The 20,243-nt window shown below is 46.9% G+C and carries 13 protein-coding genes; 6 read left to right on the top strand and 7 right to left on the bottom strand.

The genetic code is table 11. The features are described from left to right. Positions 1–22: 22 nt before the first annotated feature. Entirely contained in the window at positions 23–2,521 is a 2,499-nt protein-coding gene (gene nirB / locus QZT80_RS11890) for a nitrite reductase large subunit NirB (RefSeq protein WP_295122004.1), read from the bottom strand. 193 nt (positions 2,522–2,714) lie between these two features. Between nirB and cobA the strand changes: the two genes are divergently transcribed. Further along, complete coding sequence (gene cobA, locus QZT80_RS11885; protein ID WP_295122002.1) at positions 2,715–3,488, top strand: uroporphyrinogen-III C-methyltransferase; 774 nt, start codon at positions 2,715–2,717, stop codon at positions 3,486–3,488. Between the two features lie 9 nt (positions 3,489–3,497). Beyond that, positions 3,498–4,196, top strand: a complete 699-nt coding sequence (locus QZT80_RS11880; protein ID WP_295122000.1) for a Crp/Fnr family transcriptional regulator — start codon at positions 3,498–3,500, stop codon at positions 4,194–4,196. A 49-nt stretch (positions 4,197–4,245) separates the two neighbouring features. On the opposite strand, the gene QZT80_RS11875 is transcribed toward QZT80_RS11880, so the two are convergent. After that, on the bottom strand, positions 4,246–5,166 hold the full coding sequence (locus tag QZT80_RS11875) for an acyl-CoA desaturase (protein WP_295121999.1): 921 nt from the start codon (positions 5,164–5,166) through the stop codon (positions 4,246–4,248). A gap of 187 nt (positions 5,167–5,353) precedes the next feature. On the opposite strand from QZT80_RS11875, the gene QZT80_RS11870 reads away from it, so the two are divergent. Together QZT80_RS11870 and QZT80_RS11865 are read left to right on the top strand one after the other, a co-directional pair. Continuing rightward, complete coding sequence (locus QZT80_RS11870) at positions 5,354–6,601, top strand: dicarboxylate/amino acid:cation symporter (RefSeq protein ID WP_295121997.1); 1,248 nt, start codon at positions 5,354–5,356, stop codon at positions 6,599–6,601. A 49-nt stretch (positions 6,602–6,650) separates the two neighbouring features. Beyond that, entirely contained in the window at positions 6,651–9,815 is a 3,165-nt protein-coding gene (locus tag QZT80_RS11865; RefSeq protein ID WP_295121995.1) for a sensor histidine kinase, read from the top strand. A gap of 2 nt (positions 9,816–9,817) precedes the next feature. Here the strand turns inward: QZT80_RS11865 and QZT80_RS11860 are convergent, their stop codons facing one another. The 5 genes from QZT80_RS11860 to QZT80_RS11840 are packed head-to-tail and all read right to left on the bottom strand — an operon-like array spanning position 9,818 to position 15,600. Next, positions 9,818–11,218, bottom strand: a complete 1,401-nt coding sequence (locus tag QZT80_RS11860; RefSeq protein WP_295121993.1) for an MBL fold metallo-hydrolase — start codon at positions 11,216–11,218, stop codon at positions 9,818–9,820. A gap of 7 nt (positions 11,219–11,225) precedes the next feature. Beyond that, positions 11,226–11,723 carry a DUF4442 domain-containing protein gene (locus tag QZT80_RS11855; RefSeq protein ID WP_295121991.1) on the bottom strand — a complete coding sequence of 166 codons (498 nt, stop codon included), beginning with the start codon at positions 11,721–11,723 and terminating at the stop codon, positions 11,226–11,228. A gap of 2 nt (positions 11,724–11,725) precedes the next feature. Beyond that, a complete protein-coding gene (locus tag QZT80_RS11850; RefSeq protein WP_295121989.1) occupies positions 11,726–12,238 on the bottom strand; it encodes a thioredoxin family protein in 513 nt (170 codons plus the stop codon). Further along, positions 12,238–14,310, bottom strand: a complete 2,073-nt coding sequence (gene ppk1 / locus QZT80_RS11845; protein ID WP_295121987.1) for a polyphosphate kinase 1 — start codon at positions 14,308–14,310, stop codon at positions 12,238–12,240. The genes QZT80_RS11850 and ppk1 overlap by 1 nt, the downstream gene beginning before the upstream one ends. Positions 14,311–14,316: 6 nt before the next feature. After that, positions 14,317–15,600 (bottom strand): Pycsar system effector family protein, encoded by a 1,284-nt coding sequence (locus QZT80_RS11840; RefSeq protein ID WP_295121985.1) that lies wholly within the window; start codon positions 15,598–15,600, stop codon positions 14,317–14,319. 84 nt (positions 15,601–15,684) lie between these two features. On the opposite strand from QZT80_RS11840, the gene QZT80_RS11835 reads away from it, so the two are divergent. Both QZT80_RS11835 and QZT80_RS11830 read left to right on the top strand, forming a co-directional pair. Then, on the top strand, positions 15,685–16,536 hold the full coding sequence (locus tag QZT80_RS11835) for an SdiA-regulated domain-containing protein (protein WP_295121983.1): 852 nt from the start codon (positions 15,685–15,687) through the stop codon (positions 16,534–16,536). A 1-nt stretch (position 16,537) separates the two neighbouring features. Next, the gene (locus tag QZT80_RS11830) at positions 16,538–20,200 is read left to right on the top strand and encodes a BamA/TamA family outer membrane protein (protein WP_295121981.1); all 3,663 of its coding nucleotides are present in this window, start codon (positions 16,538–16,540) and stop codon (positions 20,198–20,200) included. The last annotated feature ends 43 nt before the right edge of the window (positions 20,201–20,243 follow it).

The raw sequence follows: 20,243 nt of genomic DNA, 5'->3' as shown, positions 1-20,243 counted from the left end.
TAATCTTTTAATGATCAATAATTTATTTCCATTCTGCCGCCTTCTTCTGGTCGCGGAGCGTATCGAACTTTACATTAGGATCTTTTTCGCCGGGCGCATTTACAAAATGGTTAAAACGTTTGCGGAGTTCAGGGTTCTCCACCACTTCGCGCCATTCACATTTGTAATTATCTACCAGGAACTGCATTTCTTTTTCCAGTTCATCCGCAATACCCAAACTATCGTTCACCACCACGTTCTTCAAATATTCTATGCCGCCCTCCATTTTATTGAGCCACGTGGCAGTACGGGTAAGCGGGTCGGCAGTTTTGATATAAAACATCAGGAAACGATCGATCAGGCGGATGCAGGTTTCACTATCGAGATCGGTGCCGAGCAGTAAAGCATGCTGGGGTTTAGAGCCGCCGTTGCCGCATACATAAAGGTTCCAGCCTCTTTCAGTAGCAATAATGCCGAAGTCTTTCGACTGCGCCTCCGCACATTCGCGGATGCAACCAGAAACGGCAGATTTTAGTTTATGCGGCGCACGCAGTCCGCGATAACGCTCTTCTACCCTAATGGCGAAACTTACACTATCGTGCAAGCCAAAGCGGCACCAGGTTGAGCCTACGCAGCTTTTGACAGTTCTCAATGCCTTTCCGTACGCATGGCCACTTTCGAATCCTTCCGCAATCAGCTCTTCCCAAATGTTCGGCAAATCACTTACGTGCGCACCAAACATATCTATTCGCTGACCACCCGTAATTTTTGTGTACAGTCCGTATTTATCGGCCACGCGGCCAATTACCATTAATTTCTGCGGAGTAATTTCACCACCGGGTATACGCGGCACTACCGAGTAAGTTCCCCCTTTCTGGATATTAGCCAGGTAGCGATCATTAGAATCCTGGGCAGTATCGTTCCCTTTCACCAACACCATCTCATTCCACAAACTGGCGATGATCGATACAATGGCGGGTTTGCACACCTCGCAACCATCACCGTTGCCGTAGTGATCAAGTACCTCGTCGTACGTTTTGAGATTTTTGATTTTGATGAGGTCAAACATTTCCTGGCGGGAGTACTGGAAGTGTTCGCACAATACGTTGCGGATATATTTACCCTGCGCTTTAAGTGTATAAGTGATAAGATCTTTCACCATCGGCGTACAGCCACCACAACAGGTAGCGGCCTTTGTACATTTCTTCACCGCGTTAAAGTTCTCATGGCCATCTTCCACCGCTTTACAAATCGCTTCTTTAGTTACACCTTCGCAGCTGCAAATCACCGCATCACCCGGTAAGCCTAATATTCCACCACCAGCTTCCGTCCCGCTACCACCGCGGGTGCCCAACAGCACATCTTCCGGGTTGGCAGGCAATTTCATTTTGTTCTTCGCCGTTTGCAGCAGCATGTTATATGCCGATGCATCGCCAATTAAAATACCGCCCAGCAGGTATTGCCCGTCGTTAGACACATTAATACGTTTGTAAACCCCTTTCACATGATCTTCAAACACGATGGCGCGGCATTCGTTATCCGGTGTAAAGGGATCGCCAAAGCTGGCCACATCCACACCTATGAGTTTGAGCTTGGTACTCATATCAAAAGCAGAGAAGATTTTGCTGCCGCCTAATATATTATCCAGCGCTACTTCGGCCATTTCGTAACCAGGGGCCACTAGACCATAAATCATACCTTCGAATAAGGCGCACTCACCAATCGCGTATATGGCTGGATTTGTCGTTTGCATTTTTTCATTCACCACAATACCTCCACGGCGGCCAGTTTCCAGATCGGCCAGCGCTGCGAGTTCATCCCGCGGTTTAATACCTGCCGAAATAACCAACATATCCACTTTCAGCGAAGTGCCGTCTGTAAAATTCATGCTGTCAATAGTATGCTCACCCGCAATTTCAGTGGTATTTTTGCTTGTATGGATCTTTAAACCCATTTGCTCGAGCTGATGCTGCAAAATGCGCGAACCGCTTTCGTCGATCTGGCGGGGCATTAAGCGGGAGGAGAATTCTATGATGTGCGTATCGGTAATACCAAGGTCAATCAGGGCTTTCGCAGCTTCCAGACCTAAAAGACCGCCTCCTATCACCGCCGCACTTTTGGCTTTGGGTGCGTAACTTCGCATCATTTCCAGGTCCTCGATGGTGCGGTACACAAAAACACCGTCCTTATCAACTCCCGGAATGTCAGGAACAAAGGCCGACGAGCCCGTTGCCATTACCAGGTAATCGTATTCCTCCACCAAGCCAGTATGAGTAAGTACGGTTTTGGCAGATGCATCTATATGCTGCACAGGATCACCGAGGTGCAGGCGAATATTGTTTTTAGCGTACCAACCGAGCGGGGCGAGCTGTAAATCTTCTTCAGTTTTACCGTCGAAAAAGCTGCTCAGGTGAACACGGTCATAAGCCGGGCGAGGCTCTTCCCCAAATACCACGATCGTTATGCCGGGTATAGCACGGGCAATCAATTTTTCACAGAACTTGTAGCCCACCATGCCGTTACCAATAATTACAATTTTCATGGAAAGAGTTTTGGGTGATAAATGACCTATCTAACTAATTACGATTATTAATATATAATACTATTACTTTCACACAACCTTAAAAAATCGATCTATTTTATGATTTACATCATGAAATTAGGAGTTCTTTGCCTACTTTTATAGTCATAGACCAGAAATATATCAGATATTTTTAATCGTAATGTATTTTAATATGTCAATACCCTTTTTAAGTTTAGTAGGTGCAGGACCTGGAGATCCCGAACTCATCACCCTAAAGGCGATTAAGACCCTGGGCGCGGCAGATGTGATATTATATGATGCGCTGGCCAGCGAGGAACTGCTACAATATGCAAAACCGGGCGCGGTTTTACGCTTTGTTGGCAAACGTTACGGCTGTCACTCCCTTTCGCAGCAGGAAATCAATCATCTTATTATAGAATACGCTTTCTCGCACGGCCACGTGGTAAGACTTAAAGGCGGCGACCCGTTCGTATTCGGCCGTGCCGGGGAGGAAATAGACGTTGCAAGGGCGCATGGCATTGAGGTGGCAGTCATTCCAGGCATCTCCAGCGCGCTGGCCGTACCTGCCTCACAAATGATCCCGCTAACCTGCCGCGGCGTGAACGAAAGCTTTTGGGTAGCCACCGGCACCACTAAAAGCGGTGGTATTTCGGAAGATGTTAAACTGGCCGCACAATCGTCGGCCACAGTAGTACTATTAATGGCCATGAGCAAACTGGAAGCAATTATGGACATTTTTGCCGCCCGGGGAAAAAGCCAAACACCGGTAGCCATTATCCAGGAAGGCACCACAAAAAATGAAAAAATCGTGATCGGCACGGTAAAAGACATCGTTTTTAGGGCAGAAAGAGAGAAAATGGGCAATCCCGCTATCATAATTGTAGGCGAAGTTGTAAGCTTGCATCCATCTTTAATAAAAGAATATATTAAATTGGAGCCGGCCTTTAGCCAAACAAAACTCTAAAACCGGGAAATGAAGAAAGACAAGCACGGCTGCGATCTTAAAACCTGCCTGATGTGCAGGTTGTGTTTAAAGGAATGGTTACCGGCGGTGGAAGCACACCGGAAAAACTATACCCTTAATAAAGGCCAGCTTCTTTTTTCAGAGAATGATGCGGTTACCGGCATCTATTTCATCTACTCCGGTAAAATGAAGGTGCATAAACATTGGAGCAAGGACAAGGAACTGATCGTCCGTTTTGCCCGGAAAGGCGACATTGTTGGGCATCGCGGCATAGGCACCGAACTTATTTATCCCGTTTCTGCCACCGCACTTGAACCTACCACAGTTTGTTACATAGATATGGACTTTTTTAAGTCGTCGCTGAAGGTAAATAACGAGGTATTGTACGAACTCATGATGTTTTACGCCCGAGAACTGCAGGAATCGGAGAAAAAGATGCGCAACCTCGCTCATATGACCGTGAAAGGCCGTATTGCAACCGCGCTGCTGATGTTGCTGCAAAAATTTGGTGCGGACGAGGACGGTTATATTAACCTGAACCTTAGCAAACAAGATCTGGCCTCTTATACGGGTACGACGTACGAAACGGCGTTCAGGATGATGAATGAACTCATCAATGACAATGCCGTAGAAGTTGCTGGTAAAAACATCAAAGTTATTAACGCAGGCAAGCTGGAAAAACTCGGCAGGGAATACGAGGAGGAATAAAAAAAGGCCCTCCGTACGGAAAGCCTCTTCTATCAATATACTGAATTATCTATCTTTCGACCTCTTCTGGTTCTGCAATAGGCACTGGAGCTGCATTTGTTCCAACCTTATTGCTTTCTTTCACTTTTGCCGGAACACCGCGTATATCCCACACAATGCCCAGTGCGCCTAATGTTCTGATCACATAATATGTGATGTCGATTTCCCACCAGTAAAAACCCTGCCTTGTAGCACTCTGGTAATAGTGGTGGTTATTATGCCAGCCCTCGCCCAATGTAACCAGTGCCAGCACGAGGCTGTTACGTGATTCATCGCCGGTTTTATAACGCGGTTTACCGATTTTGTGCATCAGTGAGTTAATGGTAAATGTACCATGGTACAGCAACACCGTACTCAGGAAGAAACCGATCAGCAAGGTAGACACGCCTGCACCCCAATCGAACCAACCTGTACCATTTACCTTGTTACCAACAAAGTACACAGCAACAGCCAGCGCTACCGCCGGTACCCAATGGTATTTATTCAGCCAATGCAATTCTTTATGATCTTTCCAGTCTTTGATCAGGTCGTAACGGGTTTCCTTATGATCTTTACTCATAATCCAACCAATATGCGCATACCAGAAGCCATAAATTTTGGCAGAATGCGGATCATCTTCCGTATCGCTGTGTTTATGGTGTACGCGGTGATTGGCGGCCCACCAAAGCGCACCCTTCTGCAAACTGCTCTGAGCGCCTGCTGCCAGAATAAACTGGAACCAGCGCGACGTTTTATAAGAACGATGCGAAAAATAACGATGATAGCCACCGGTTACGAAGAACATACGCACCACATATAACACGGCGCATAAAATCCAGTCGAACCAGCGTGTACCTGTAAAAAATGCCAGCAAGGGCACCAGGTGAATTCCTATAAAGTCCATTTCATGGACCCAGTTAATGTGTTTTTTCTGTTGAATGGTTGTACTCATGTCGCAAAATTAAATTCCCTGCTATTCCTAAAGAATGATTTAGATCAGCGCCCGTAATGAGAGTTGATTCTGCAAATATACACCTATCTGTTAACCAGAGTAATAGATAATCGCTATCCCGGCATTAAGTTCTCCAAATAACGTAATTTTTTAACATTATCTTAAGGCCCAAATTTCCCTCTACGTCATGAAGAAACTGTTTGGACATCTTTATTTTCAGGTACTTGTTGCTATCACTATTGGTATTATTGTAGGTCATTTCTTCCCGGGATTTGCCGATACTGCCAAACTCATCAGCGATATTTTTATCAACCTTATACGGATGTTAATCGCGCCCATTATCTTCTTTACCATTGTTTTGGGTATTGCGAAGATGGGCGACATGAAGAAAGTAGGCCGCGTTGGTGGCAAAGCACTGCTTTATTTTGAAATTGTGACTACACTGGCCATCGTTATCGGGCTGATAGTGGCCAATATCATGCAACCTGGCAAAGGCGTATCGTCGGCAGGGGCGGATGCTTCAAAGGTGGCGGGTTTTGAAAAACAAGCTGCAGGCGGCATCGACTGGACGGAGTTTATCCGTCACATTGTACCATCCAACGTGGTAGAAGCTTTCGCCAAAGGCGATGTACTGCAGGTACTCGTGTTTTCGGTGCTTTTTGGCTGGGGCCTTTCAAAGATGGGCGCCAAAAGTGAATCGATCATCGTTACATTCGAAAAAATATCCCAGGTGTTTTTTAACATCCTCAAGTTTGTAATGAAACTGGCGCCATTGGGTGCTTTTGGCGGTATGGCTTACACCATCGGTGAATTCGGTATGGACTCGCTAAAATCCCTGGTACAGTTGATGTTCAGCGTTTATCTTACTATGTTCCTTTTCATATTTGTAGTACTCGGCCTTATTTGCAGGTTCTACAAATTCAGCCTCTGGCAATACCTCAAATTTATTCGAAACGAACTGCTGATCGTACTGGGCACCTCCTCTTCAGAGTCGGCGCTGCCGGGTATTATGGAAAAACTGGAGAAACTGGGCTGTTCAAGGCCCGTAGTGGGGCTCGTGATCCCCGCCGGATACTCCTTTAACCTCGATGGCACCAGCATTTATCTTTCCATGGCCGTAATTTTTATGGCCCAGGTATATAATGTGCCGTTAAGTATCGGGCAGCAGGCCTCTGTGATATTTATATTGATGATTACGTCGAAGGGCGCAGCAGGCATTACCGGTAGTGGTTTTATCGTGCTAGCATCTACTTTAGCAGTACTGAAAGTTATACCGGTAGAGGGTTTGGCAATATTGGTGGGGGTCGATAGGTTTATGTCAGAAGCCAGGGCTATTACCAACCTCATTGGTAACGGTGTAGCCACCATCGTAATAGCGAAAAACGAAAATGAGTTTGACGAAGAGAAATACCAGGCCGCAATTGCGGGGCAGTAACTAGCACCGCGTGCTTAAAAACAGTATTTTCGATAGTGAATAATCTCTAATGGCCTTTTACAGACAATGCTTACGAGTCAGCAGCATTCTGAAATGGTGCCTGGCCTTATGCTTATACATACCGGCGAAGGCGCAGCAGTCGCCTAATGCCTATACCTTCAAACACCTTACCATGCAGGACGGGCTGGCCAGCAATCACGTTTCGGCCATTCTGCAGGACCATAAAGGCTTTATATGGATAGCCAGCACAGCCCTTCAGCGTTACGATGGCAGTAATTTTATTACCATAGCGGATTACAACCGCGTACCGGGATCTATTTACTACGAGGATATATGCCTGATGGAGGACCGTCGGGGGCGCATATGGGCAGGCACGCCAGACAATATCCGGATGTACGATCCCGCTTTTGCGCGGGAACAGATCATTCCGGTACAATTGGAGGGTGATGAACTGGAAGGACTTTCCTGCTACAACCTCATGGAAGACCATGATGGCGAGATCTGGGCAACTACGCGGGCTGGTTTGTTTTGGTTAGATGCAGCCAACAACCGTTTCAGGCAACACCCGGCGCTGCCTGACAGCATTGCCAGCCAAATGAGGAGTGCCATTGCCGAAGACGCGCACGGTAATCTCTGGATCAGTGGCCTGCGGCAGCTTTTCCTGTTCAGTAAAAACAGGAAGACGGTTTATTCCTCCACCAATAACCCGGATCAACTTGCTGTCCTCAACATCCCATCCAGCGCAAAAAAAATACTTCCCGATCACCGCGGTCAGTTATGGATTTCCAGCAGAAACAGCGTGTTATACCGGTACCAGCCCATCACTAACCAATTGCAGGAATATACTTTTCCGCATCCGGAGAAGCAAAATATAGCTGTAAGGCCCTATGACATTACTCTTGATATTGACCGCAACATCTGGGTAGGTACAGAACACAATGGTATTTTCCGGTATGATAGCACCGCTAATAAATTCACAGAACACATCTTCGGTAATAATAAAGATGAACTGGGATTGCACTACGACTACGAGGTTAACTGCTTTCTCAACGATCGTGATGGCCACCTTTGGGTGGGCACCGATCTTGGTGTAAACATCCTCAGCCTGCACAGCCAGTCGTTTACCCGCCTGGACCATCGTAGCAACGTTGCCCTTAACGGAGCTACCCTGCCGCGCTCGGAAGTAACCGATATTTTTCAGAGCAGCACGGGAGATGTGTTTATTGGATACTGGGGACAAGGCATAGCATGGATGGACAATACATTCCAGTTAAAGAAAAACGTACGCTATCATGATAAAGATCCTTTGCACGGCCTGGTAGAAGAGCATAGCCTCGTGTGGAGCATCAATGAACTAAAGAATGGCCATATCGTAATTGGTCAGGAAAACGGGATGTTGTCGGTTCTTGATCCGCAGAAAGGCACCTTCGCCCACCACCACCCCAACGAATTCGGCGATCAGACCGTGTTAAAAATTTACCCGGATAACGACACTTCAGTATGGATAGGGCTTTACAAACGTGGCCTGGCCGAATGGAACCCGGTTAACGGCAAGGTATCACTTTACAACACCGTACTTGAAACGCTGCATCGCAGCACCTCTGTAATGGACATTGAACCGCAGGGCGACTCGTTGCTATGGCTGGCCACCAGCACAGGCGGCATCCTCCTGTTCAATAAAAACACCAACAAAATCGACCGGCACATTGTATTCTGGCAAAACGGGCTGGATAGCATCCGCAACATCAGTTGCCTTTACCTCGTTAGCGATACCATGATGCTGGCAGGCACCGACCATGGCCTGTTCATATACAATAGCCGCAGCAATACCTATGAACCACTAAAAGTTAACGATTCTTTTTTTGATGAATGGGTGCTGAGTCTTAAAGGAAGTCGCTATAACGGCATCTGGCTTACTACACAGTACGGCTTTTACCGGTTCGATACGCGCCGCCGCGCACTGATTTCTTTTGTTCAAAACGACGATATTATTGATAATAGCCGGAAAGTAAGGCGACGTATCGCACTACTGAACGATGGGCGCATAATGACCGGAGCCTCCGACCACGTGCTGGCATTCGATCCTTTAAGACTGGTTACCTCGCCGCCACCCCCGGACGTTACCATTACGGGTTTCCGCGTGCTGGACAATGCAATGATCATCGATTCGCTTATCAGTAACGACCAGCCAATTACGCTCAGTTATCGTCAAAATTTTATCAGTATTGAATTTAAAAGCCTGCAATACCACCATGAGCGGCTACGGTATTATTATAAGTTAGATGGCGTAGACGAAAGGTGGGTGAACGCACAGGGATTATTGAGTGCAAGATATACCAACCTGGCACCAGGCGACTATACCTTTCGCGTACGCAGTATTAACACCGCGGGTGTCTTCTCCGAAAATATGACTACGCTGAATATCGTAGTGCAGCCTGCCTTCTGGCAAACCTGGTGGTTCCGCTCACTGCTAATTCTTTTCGGCCTTAGCCTTATTTACGGCTACTTCCAGGCAAGGCTTTACCTGGTAAAACGTGATGAAAAAAAGCGTGCGGCCTTCCAGCAACAAATTGCCCAGCTGGAAATGAAAGCGCTTCGTGCGCAAATGAACCCACATTTCATCTTCAATTCGTTAAACTCTATCCAAACGTTTATGATGAAGAACGAAACGGAGCAGGCACTCTCGTACCTCGGCCGCTTCGCACGCCTCATACGCAACGTACTGGACCATTCTCAATTAAATAATATTTCTATTGCCAAGGAACTGGATATGCTGGAAAACTACCTCGAACTGGAAAAACTGCGCCTCGCCGATCAGTTTACCTACCAGGTAGTTATTGATCCCGAGCTGGACGTAGATTACATGGAAATACCTTCCATGATCATACAGCCTTTCCTTGAAAATGCCATCTGGCACGGACTGCTGCATAAATCCGGCAAAGGTTTGCTTATACTTAGTTTCCATATCGTGAACGATCGTATTCTTTGTACCATTGAGGATAATGGTGTGGGCAGGGAGGCCGCTATTGCAATGAAGCAGGGTAATGGGCAAAAACACGCGTCGAAAGGTTTGCAAATTACCCGCGACCGCCTGTCATTATACAACAGCCGCTTCGACATGGATGCGTCTTTCGATATCGAAGACCTGAAGGACGAACATGAAAAAGCCACAGGCACCAGAGTGAACCTGTGGCTTCCATTGATAGAAGACTGATATTAAACGCCTATCTCAAAATGACGGTCTGGTATAGAAACATCGTGGTAGCCTTTCTTGATGAGCCAATCGCGGAAGTGCTGCTGTACATCGTATTCGCCATGTACCAGGAAAAGTTTTTTCACAGCCGCAGGCTTTTGGCAGGCAAGCCACTGGCTCAGATCTTCATAATCGCCATGCGCACTTAAGGAACGAATAATCCCAACCTCTGCCTTTACTTCGTAACGTGTACCGTAAATAGAAACTTCTTTCGCCCCTCTCATCAGCCTTCCACCTAACGACTGTGGCTCGCAGTAACCTACCAGCAGTATGGTGTTTTTCCATTCATCGATGCCATTGGCAATGTGGTGTTTCACTCTGCCCGCCTCGGCCATGCCCGACGCAGAAATGATGACACAGGGGTCTTTTCGCATATTAAGCAGTTTCGATTCCGATACTGATTTTATGTAACGCAGTCCCGGGAAATCGAATGGATCTTCATCCTTCTCCAGCAGCTTTTGTATGGTGCGGTTAAAACATTCCGGATGTTTACGGGTAACATCAGTCGCTTCCATGGACAGCGGGCTGTCCACAAAAATATCTACATTCGGAAGAATGCCATTTAACTGGGCTTTGTTTAATGCGTACAGCAACTCCTGCGTACGGCCCACACTAAAAGCAGGTATAATTAATTTCCCTTTCTTTTTGATACAGGTATCATGAATGTGGCGCAGCAACTGCTCGTCCGCCGGTTGCACGTCTGTATGCAACGAATCGCCATAAGTCGATTCCATGATAATTACATCCGCCTGCGGAAACTCTTCCGGTGACTTCAATATTTCGTCGCGGTAACGGCCAATATCGCCACTGAAGGTTATTTGCTGTGTTTTACCATTTTCGGTAATGCGAAGGTGTACAGCAGCGCTGCCAATAATGTGGCCTGCATCGGTGAACATTACTTCAACATCATCGTCTATGCTGAACCACTGCCTGTACAATACAGGACGTAACTGATCCAGCGCACGTTTTGCATCTTCTATTGTGTAAAGTGGCTGAAGGTATGGGCGGCCTTCCCTGGCCAGTTTCTTATTCGTAAACTTCACATCGTCTTCCTGGATCTCCGCAGAGTCCATGAGGAGAATTTCTGTAAGGTCTCTGGTGGCGTGCGTGCAATAGATCTTACCCTGGTATCCCAGCTTCGTTAACCGCGGAATCAATCCGGAGTGGTCAATGTGGGCGTGGGAAAGAATCATGTAAGTGATATCTGCCGGCTCAAAACCGAAGTCGCGGTTCAGGGCATCGGTATCGGGGCCCATACCCTGGAACATACCGCAATCGAGCAGTATTTTCTTACCATTCTTCAGCGTAATGATATGTTTCGAACCGGTAACAGTACGTGCAGCTCCGTGGAATGCGATCTTCATAATCAGTTTAATTAGCTTTAAAAGACCAGGTAATGTTGAATGTGGCAATTAGCTGGCCATCTTTATCCATACCTGTAGTAACAACTTTTATCGTAACCGGTTCACCTGACTGTACGGCCTGGTCAACAGCAGCTTCTATCTGACCGCCGGCCTGGCAGGTAAACCAGGTAATACCTTTTGCTTTTTTTGAGAAGCTGGCTTCCATACCCGTTACCAGCATAGACATGCGTTTTGCAGACGCCTGCGTATACATGATAGCCAGCGCGCCTGTACTCATTTCCGCCGCCATGCTAAGGCAGGCGAAGTAAGTAGATTTAAATGGATTTTGCGAAAGCCATTTGTAAGGCACTTTCGCAGTGCAGGAATTTTTATCGAGGTGCGTTACACGCACTCCGCTTATCAAAGCTATTGGCAACTTCACCAGCAGAAACAGTGTAAACTGTAACCGGCTGTTCATTTTCCGGATAAATGCATCTACCCTGTTATGATCTATTGCCTTTACCATGATTAAGATTTAGGCTGATAGGTTGCCGGATTAATAGCGCCCATTGTCCATTGTTTGAAAAAGGTAAGCACCTTTCTTTTATCGTACGAATCAGCGGATTCCAATAACCCGCTGTCCTGGATGTGCAGCAGTTTCCCCTTGCCATCTAACACCAGCAATACAGGAAAGCCGAAACGTTGCGGGTAACCATATTTCGCGAGTATAGGCAGGTTTTTGTTCTCGGGACTATAATTCAGGTGATAAACGATGTAGTTATTATCGCGGTATTCGCTCAGTTCGGCGTTATCGTCTACGAATTTATACAGTCGTTTGCACCAGATGCACCAGTTACCACCGACCTGCACCAACACATGTTTCTTTTCCACTGCGGCCTTTTTGATAACCGCCGCCAGTTCCGCCTCGGCATTGGCTTTCGGATTATAAATGCTGTCGAGGTTACTTTTCTTCATATCCTGCGCATGGGAAGGCAGGGCGAATGTTACAATAAGGCCTATGGCTGCAATAAACTTCATCATTATTTTAAGTCTTTAACGTAATCGTAAATCCGGGACTGCGCGTTTACTTCGGGCTCATTAGCCCCGCGGACCACGGGTATATTGTTCATTTCGTTGTCCAATATTACGGCATTTGTATTATCTGCCAACTGTAGCGCCAGTATATCTTTTACCTGCTTTTTCAATTCAGCCCCATATATCGGGAAACACACTTCAATACGACGGTGCAGGTTACGGTTCATCCAGTCGGCGGAGCCGAGGTATATTTCTTCGTTACCATCGTTGTGAAACAGGAATATACGTGCATGTTCCAGGTAACGGTCTACAATCCTGCGCAGCGTAATGTTCGGACTATGACCGGGTACCAGGCAACAAATTCCCCTGATGATCAGTTCTATCTTCACTCCTGCTTCTCCCGCCTCGTACAGTTTTTCTATCATTGCCTTTTCCTGCAGGTTATTTAGTTTGATGGTGATGCCCGCCTTTTTGCCAGCTCTCGCAAAACCAATCTCCCGGTCTATCATCCCCTTAAATCTTTCTAAAAGATTAAACTGGGCTACAAGCAACTGTTTAAAAGGAATAAACCCATAAGCCTGCGGCTGTTGACGGGTTTGCAGGTACATAAACAGCAATTCCATTTCCTGCGTCATTTCACGGTGGGCAGTAAGCAGCACATGGTCGGTGTAAAAACGGGCGGTGCTTTCGTTAAAGTTGCCCGTAGCCATTAACCCCACATGATCCCAGTGTAATCCGCGTTTACGTTTTACCAGGGCAATTTTAGCATGCACCTTTAAACCGGGTATGCTGTATACAATTTTAACGCCCGCATCCTTCATGCGTTTTGCCCAACGGATGTTATTTTCCTCATCGAAACGCGCTTTCAGCTCTACCAGAACGGTTACCTTTTTACCGTTTCTCGCAGCACTGATAAGGGCATTCACGATTTGTGAGCCGGAAGCAACGCGGTAAAGTGTTACATAAATCTCTTTCACATCCGGATCTATGGCGGCTTCATTAAAGAAACGCAGGATGTAGTGATAACGCTGGTAAGGCAGGTGCAAAAGCACGTCCTTCTTCAGCACCGTATCGAGGGTGGGCGCATTGTCCAGCACCTGAACATTGGCAGGCGGAAAGGACGGATATTTTAAGCCAGGCCCTTTAATGGGCATGGGTAATGAGTTCAGATCTTTCAGGTTGTGGTAACGGCCGCCCGCAACACGCTCTTCCGGCAACACTTCGAAATACAACGCCAGCTGTTGCAGCATATCTTCGGGCATAGCCTGGTCATACAAAAAGCGGGTGGGCAATCCTATTTCGCGGTGCATCACCATCTTTTCCACCTGGGCCAGCATATCGCTGCTCAGTTCATCCAGGTCCATTTCGGCATCGCGGGTTATTTTTACGCTGTAACAGCCATTGATCGTGTGATAAGGAAAAATGTATGGCAGGTGCTCGCGGATCACATCGTCGAGCCAGGCAATATAAACAGGCGAATCGCCCGGCAGCGGGAGGAAGCGAGGCACCTCGTCGGCAGGAATATTAACAATTACGTAACGTTGTTCCGTACTTCCTTCCGGCGTCACGCTTACCGCGAAGTACAGTTTATTATTCTCCAGGAAAACCTTTCCGGGTTTATCAGTATTAATCCATAAAACCTGCAGGTACGACAATACTTTCGTCAGGAAAAAATCGGTCGCCGTATCCATGTGTTCCGGCAGCAGTGACGCTCCATAATAAAGATGCACTCCCTTTTCCTTCAAAGCCGGCAGTATGCCCTTGGTCAGTATCTGTCCGTATGTTTCCTGCTGGTGTTTAATTGTCCGTCTTACTTTCTCCAGTATGCCGCTATCCGGCACATCACCATCCTTCAGGGTTTTGCCCGGCAACAACTGACTCATGGCCAGGATAGCAGGCATACGCACACGAAAGAACTCATCCAGGTTAGAAGAAAAAATAGAAAGAAAGTTGATGCGCTCATATAACGGCACACCCGGTTCAGCCGCCATCAGCAGCACCCGGAAATTGAACGACAGCCAGCTGAGATCTCTATCAAACAGCAGCGCAGTTTTATTTTTGTTGTCTGGAAAGTTCATAAGTCGTTATCGCGCTACAGGAAAGAAAAGTGCGGCTATTACAAAGGCCAGTACAGATACCACCAGGCCAAACATGAAAATATTATAAGAGATGCGGAGCAGTTTATACTTACGTCCCAATACCACGCCCAAATGGAAAATATCCTGTATCATGTTACCATACAGGTATTCGGAATTGGTCATGATCGTTTCCATTCCGCGTTCATAATCGTCGTACTGCATTTGGTGAAAATTACCAAAGAACAGCAGGTTCGCTTTTTTATCCCGTATATCCTTATCCGTAAATTTACCCGAGCTAACGTTAGGCCTGGTGGCAAGCACGGAGAAAATGATGGTGGCTACGCTGGTAGCCAGGAATATCATTGAAGGCAATATGTAATTTGGATAATCCTCCAGCCTGCGGAACATCACCGACACCATGATGGATATGATGATGGAGTTTACCGATATCATAATGTTCGCCTTTGTATCGGCCATCTGGCTAAGATGTATATGATTGGTAGAAGTAGTGCGAAACATGGTTTCAATGCCACGGTCGGGCTTTCGCGCCTTATCCTCCTTATCCTTATCTTTCTTCTCCTTTAATTTAATTGGATGAACCATGGTATCTGTTGTATCAACAGCTTCCTCTGCTACGTTGACCGGCGTTTCTTTAGTAGCTTTATTGGCGGCAAGCAGTGCCTCGCGTTGTTTCTTCTCCAGTTTAGTTCTCAACCTTTCCAGGTTTTCTTCTTTCTGCGATTTTAACAGCGTTTGGCAATAGGAAGTATGATAATGATGCGATTCGAGGAAAGTTACCGAACCTAAAGTCCACTTTTCAGAAGGAATCTTTTCACCGGAAACAAGCTCCACCTCGCTACGCAACCTTTTATCGGTTTCTTTGTAATCTTTGGACCCAAGGTGAAAAAGGTCAGCATCGCACACGATTTGTTCCAGCAGGCTATCGGGGGCCTGGGGCAGTCTTGTAGCTAATATACAGGTACTCACCCCATCGATAATATGGTCAGAAGCCTGTTGTTGCTGCAGGAAAGCACGTGCCGCCTCAGCTCCTTTTTCCTCGTGGCCCTTACGAACGCCCAGTACGTAGCCCATATCGTGGAACCAGGCAGCTACCATTACGATAGTCAGATCATCATCTCTCAAACGGTAAAATGCACTGATTTGCGAGGTGGCCTTAACTACCTGGCGCGTGTGGCCAAGATTGTGATACACCAGCGTGGGATTGGTATTTTGCTCGAACTGTTGTGTTACATATGCTTCTGCAGCTTCAATGAGAGAGCCTGTTTCCATATTGATAAGAGTTAAAAAGCAGCACTTTGAATGAAAGCAATTTACAGTATTTTTTGCGTTAATTTTACCAATCAAATTAAGAGTATGAAACTGTATCCATTCGGCGCCCTGCTTCTCACATTGCTCTCCTGTAACGGCTTAACCGAAGGCCAGGGCGGGAAATACGCTTCCCCGAAAGGGTACGATCTGAACCTTCCTCAGAAGTTACATGTCCGAGGATCTATGCAAGAAATTTCCGGAATTGTCCATCATGAAAAAGACGGACAGTTCATGGCGATCAACGATGAAGAAGGGCGCATCTTTAAAATGGACGTTAACCAGGATGAGCCTTACGAGAACTGGAAGTTTGGTAAAAACACCGACTACGAAGACATTGTACATACTGGTAAAGACTGGCTGGTGCTCAAAAGCAACGGTTCGCTGTTCCTGATACAGGATGTATTTACAGATAGTATTAGCTCACTGGAATACGACGCACCGGTAAAAGGTAAACGCGAATTCGAAAGTGCCTACTACGACCCAGCTTCTAATGGGGTGGTGATTATTTGTAAACACTGCGAAGTAGATAAAAAAACAGGACTGACCAGCGCTTACCGGTTCGACATGAGTACTCTGAAGTACGATAGCCTGCCGTTTTTCAGAATAGCAGTGAAGGATATCGCAAAAAATATGGAAAGCAAGATCAAAAACTTTTCTCCCTCCGCTGCCGCCATTCATCCGCTACAGAAAAGGCTTTACATCATTTCGGCCATTAATCATTTATTGGTTATCACCGACTTGAAGGGCCAGGTAATAGAAGTTTTTAATCTACCGCAAACCCGCTTCAGGCAGCCGGAAGGCATCACTTTCGCGCCTAATGGCGACATGTACATATCAAATGAAGCAGGAGAAGGCTCCGCCAATATCCTTAAATTTACTTATCAACCTAGCAGGTAATATGCAAGCATTCAGAAAGATCGTTTTATTGGCGGCGCTTGGTGTTTTTAACCAGCTTGCGGCCACCGCGCAGGAGCAAACCGACAGTGTATTACAACGCATTATCCTCATTGGCGATGCAGGCGAGCTGCAGCATGGCAAAAATGCGGTGATCGATGCCGTGAAACAGCGCATCGACCTTAATAAAGGAAATAATACCATCCTGTTTCTCGGCGATAACATATACCCAAAAGGTCTTCCTAATGAACTGGATAAAAATTATCCAGGTGCCAAAGCTGTAATCGACTACCAGATTAATCTGGTGAAAGGGACCAACGCTAACGGTTATTTTGTTCCCGGCAACCATGATTGGAACAAACAAGGCCCCGGTGGCTGGGAAAAGGTACGAAACCAGCAACGTTACGTCGATTCGCAACTATTGCCCAACGTACAATTTTTTCCTAAAGATGGGTGTCCCGGTCCCGTAGGTGTTCCGGTGGGTAACAGCATACTACTGATAATAATGGACAGTGAATGGTGGCTGCACCAATACGAGCGGCCCGGCCGTACTTCCGCCTGCGATTGCAAAACAGAGGACGAAGTAACATCCGCCATTACTGATCTCATTCTTCGTAATCCCGGGAAACTAGTGGTATTTGCCACCCACCACCCCTTCCGCAGTTACGGCCCTCACGGTGGTTACTACACGCTTAAACAACACATCTTTCCGTTTACCGACCTTAATCGCGGTTTATATATACCACTACCGGTAATTGGTTCCGTATACCCTATTACCCGCGGCATTTTCGGCACCCCCGAAGATATTCCCCACCCGGTTTATCAGCGTATGATCAAGAGCGTGGAAGCAGCTATTCCGCCGGAGCAACCCACGATCTTTGTATCAGGGCACGACCATACTTTGCAACTGATTAAAGATCATTTCACCTATGTTGTTAGCGGTGCAGGAGCAAAAGATAACAGGGTAAAGAAAGGAAAACTATCTGAATTCGCGACCTGCGATAATGGTTATACAACACTGGAAATGATGCGCGACAGCTCAATCCGCATCAGCTTTTATGGCGAAGGTGCTGCCACACCGTTGTACAGCAGTAATGTAATGAAACTGACAACGCAGGCTATTCAAAAGATCATACCGGTCCCTGAAAAGAAGTTAGGCGACGTGGTAGTAACACCTATCGATCCGCAATACAACAAGGCAGGCAGCTTCCACCGCAAAATGCTGGGCAATAACTACCGTGCAGAATGGGCGCAAGCAATGCCTTTCCCGGTAATAGACCTGCAACGCGAAAAAGGCGGCCTTACCATCCTGCAACGCGGCGGTGGCAAACAAACCAGCTCGTTACGCCTGGAAGATAAATCGGGGGACGAATGGGTATTACGCTCTCTGCGTAAAAACCCGATAGTAGCGGTTCCCATCCCGTTACGCGAAACATTTGCCGTAGCGCTCGTGCAGGACCAGATATCGGCCGCAAATCCATATGCACCGCTGGCTGTGGCGCAACTGGCAGAATCGGCGGGGGTGCCGCACGCCAACCCTAAACTAGTGTACCTCCCTAAGGATACAACGCTCGGTATTTATCGCCACGACTTCGGAGACCAGGTGTACCTGTTTGAAGAACGTACGCCTGGTAGTGAGAAAAAAACTTATAATACCGAGAAAATGCTGGACGAAATACACGGTGACAACGATAACCAGGTAGATCAGCACCGCGTACTGCAGGCCCGCCTGCTTGATATGCTCATGGCCGATTGGGACCGCCACGACGACCAATGGCGCTGGGGTATGGAAAAGGAAAAGAAAGGCCGCAAGAGTTTTTATCCCGTTCCCCGCGACCGCGACCAGTCCTTTTATGTGAATGAAGGCGTTATTACCCGCGTACTCAGCTGGCGCTTCCTGCTGCCTTTCGTACAAGGCTTCAGAGCGAAAATCCCCTACATTCAGGGCTTCAACTTTAACGCACGTTACTTCGACCGCTCCTTTTTAAATGAACTGAATGAGGATGACTGGCATAAACAAACGCAGGCTTTCGTAACTACTATGAGCGACGACGTGTTTAAAAACGCCATCAGCTACTTCCCCGACAGTATTCGCAACCTGCCTGGCATTGCTAAAACATACGAAGTGTTAAAAGCCAGGAGATCCATCCTCGAAGAACAGGCGCTGAAGCATTACCGCTTTATCTCCAAAAAAGTAGACATTCCCGGGTCAGAAAAAAATGAACTGTTTCACATCGAAAGACTGAAAGGGGGCGAGGTAAAAGTGAAGGTATCGAAAATCAGTAAAGGGGGTAATGTGGAACAAACACTGTATAAACGTACCTTCGATCCGAAAGTAACGAAGGAAATAAGATTGTACAGTCTCGGTGGCGCCGACCGGTTCGAACTGGCTGGCGAAAACCGTTCGCCCATCAGGATAAGACTGGTTGGTGGTAAAAATAATGACACTTATGCCGATAGTACCAACGGGCATGTGGGCAAACGTGTTTACATCTACGATATGAACAACGGCGCCGATTCGTTCCACATCAGATATAACAACGCCAAATTAAATCTATCTTCCAATCCTGATAATATTAGTTACGATCGTAAAGCTTTCCTGTACGACAAGTTAACACCGCTGGTATTTGCAGGTTACAACCTCGACGATGGCTTCTCGATCGGGGCAGGATTACAATATTTGAATCACGGCTTCCGGAAGCTGCCTTTCAAATCTAAACAGACCTTATTGTTTAGCCATGCGGTGGCCACTCAGGCTTACAGCTTTCACTATAGCGGCGAGTTTACCGATGTTATTGGTCGCAGCGATCTATTACTGGATGGCCGCATTCGTGCGCCGCACAACACCATCAACTTCTTCGGTCTTGGCAACGATACGGAGTTTGATAAAGAAGTTACAGAAAAGCCAATTCAGTATTACCGTACCCGCTTTAACTATTACAATGCGGAAGCACTGCTCAAAACAAATCTCGGCAATAAAGTGAGCCTGGCTTACGGCCCCACTTTCGCTCTTTATTCGTTCGATAAAAATGATAACGACAATCGTTTCATCAACAATTTCGACGAAAACAATCTCGATTCGGTAAGCATTAACCAACATAAATATCATACGGGAGGTAAACTGCAATTGCAGATAGACACACGTAACAACACCGTAAATCCATCCCGCGGTATTATATGGACAACTTCACTGGCAGGCAATGTGGGCATTGGTGATTACAGCAAAAACTACTCGCAGGTACGCAGTGATCTGAGTGTATACATGTCGTTCCGCATTCCGGCCAACTTCGTGCTGGTATCACGTTTCGGCGGCGGGCATATCTGGGGTAACTATGAATACTTCCAGGCCCTTTCGCTTGGAAGCAACAGTAGTCTTCGCGGCTTCCGCAACAATCGTTTCGCCGGCCGCACTATGGTGTACAACAATACCGAATTCCGTGCAAAACTGTTCCAGTTCACTTCCATCGTAGTACCGGCAACTGTAGGCATCATTGGGTTTAATGATATCGGAAGGGTTTGGGTGAAGGATGATAATTCCAGCTCCTGGCACGATGGCTATGGCGGAGGGTTTTACCTCTCGCCCATCGATCTGTTTATTATCACCGCCGAAGTAGCCCATTCTAAAGAAGGTTTCCTTCCTTACTTTTCTCTCGGATTTAAGTTTTAACAACAGGTATAAAAGCAAAGCCCCCGGCGTATATAATGCCGGG

This window comes from uncultured Chitinophaga sp., from assembly GCF_902168175.1.
Taxonomy (GTDB): Bacteria; Bacteroidota; Bacteroidia; order Chitinophagales; family Chitinophagaceae; genus Chitinophaga.
This window is presented reverse-complemented; position numbering and strand designations above follow the sequence as displayed.

Excerpts from the sequence above, each read along its gene's own strand:
- cobA (WP_295122002.1), top strand. The coding sequence starts at position 2,715 with ATGTCAATACCCTTTTTAAGTTTAGTAGGTGCAGGACCTGGAGATCCC.
- QZT80_RS11835 (WP_295121983.1), top strand. The coding sequence starts at position 15,685 with ATGAAACTGTATCCATTCGGCGCCCTGCTTCTCACATTGCTCTCCTGT.
- QZT80_RS11850 (WP_295121989.1), bottom strand. The coding sequence starts at position 12,238 with ATGATGAAGTTTATTGCAGCCATAGGCCTTATTGTAACATTCGCCCTG.
- ppk1 (WP_295121987.1), bottom strand. The coding sequence starts at position 14,310 with ATGAACTTTCCAGACAACAAAAATAAAACTGCGCTGCTGTTTGATAGA.
- QZT80_RS11865 (WP_295121995.1), top strand. The coding sequence starts at position 6,651 with ATGGCCTTTTACAGACAATGCTTACGAGTCAGCAGCATTCTGAAATGG.
- nirB (WP_295122004.1), bottom strand. The coding sequence starts at position 2,521 with ATGAAAATTGTAATTATTGGTAACGGCATGGTGGGCTACAAGTTCTGT.
- QZT80_RS11830 (WP_295121981.1), top strand. The coding sequence starts at position 16,538 with ATGCAAGCATTCAGAAAGATCGTTTTATTGGCGGCGCTTGGTGTTTTT.
- QZT80_RS11855 (WP_295121991.1), bottom strand. The coding sequence starts at position 11,723 with ATGGTAAAGGCAATAGATCATAACAGGGTAGATGCATTTATCCGGAAA.
- QZT80_RS11860 (WP_295121993.1), bottom strand. The coding sequence starts at position 11,218 with ATGAAGATCGCATTCCACGGAGCTGCACGTACTGTTACCGGTTCGAAA.
- QZT80_RS11880 (WP_295122000.1), top strand. The coding sequence starts at position 3,498 with ATGAAGAAAGACAAGCACGGCTGCGATCTTAAAACCTGCCTGATGTGC.
- QZT80_RS11875 (WP_295121999.1), bottom strand. The coding sequence starts at position 5,166 with ATGAGTACAACCATTCAACAGAAAAAACACATTAACTGGGTCCATGAA.
- QZT80_RS11870 (WP_295121997.1), top strand. The coding sequence starts at position 5,354 with ATGAAGAAACTGTTTGGACATCTTTATTTTCAGGTACTTGTTGCTATC.
- QZT80_RS11840 (WP_295121985.1), bottom strand. The coding sequence starts at position 15,600 with ATGGAAACAGGCTCTCTCATTGAAGCTGCAGAAGCATATGTAACACAA.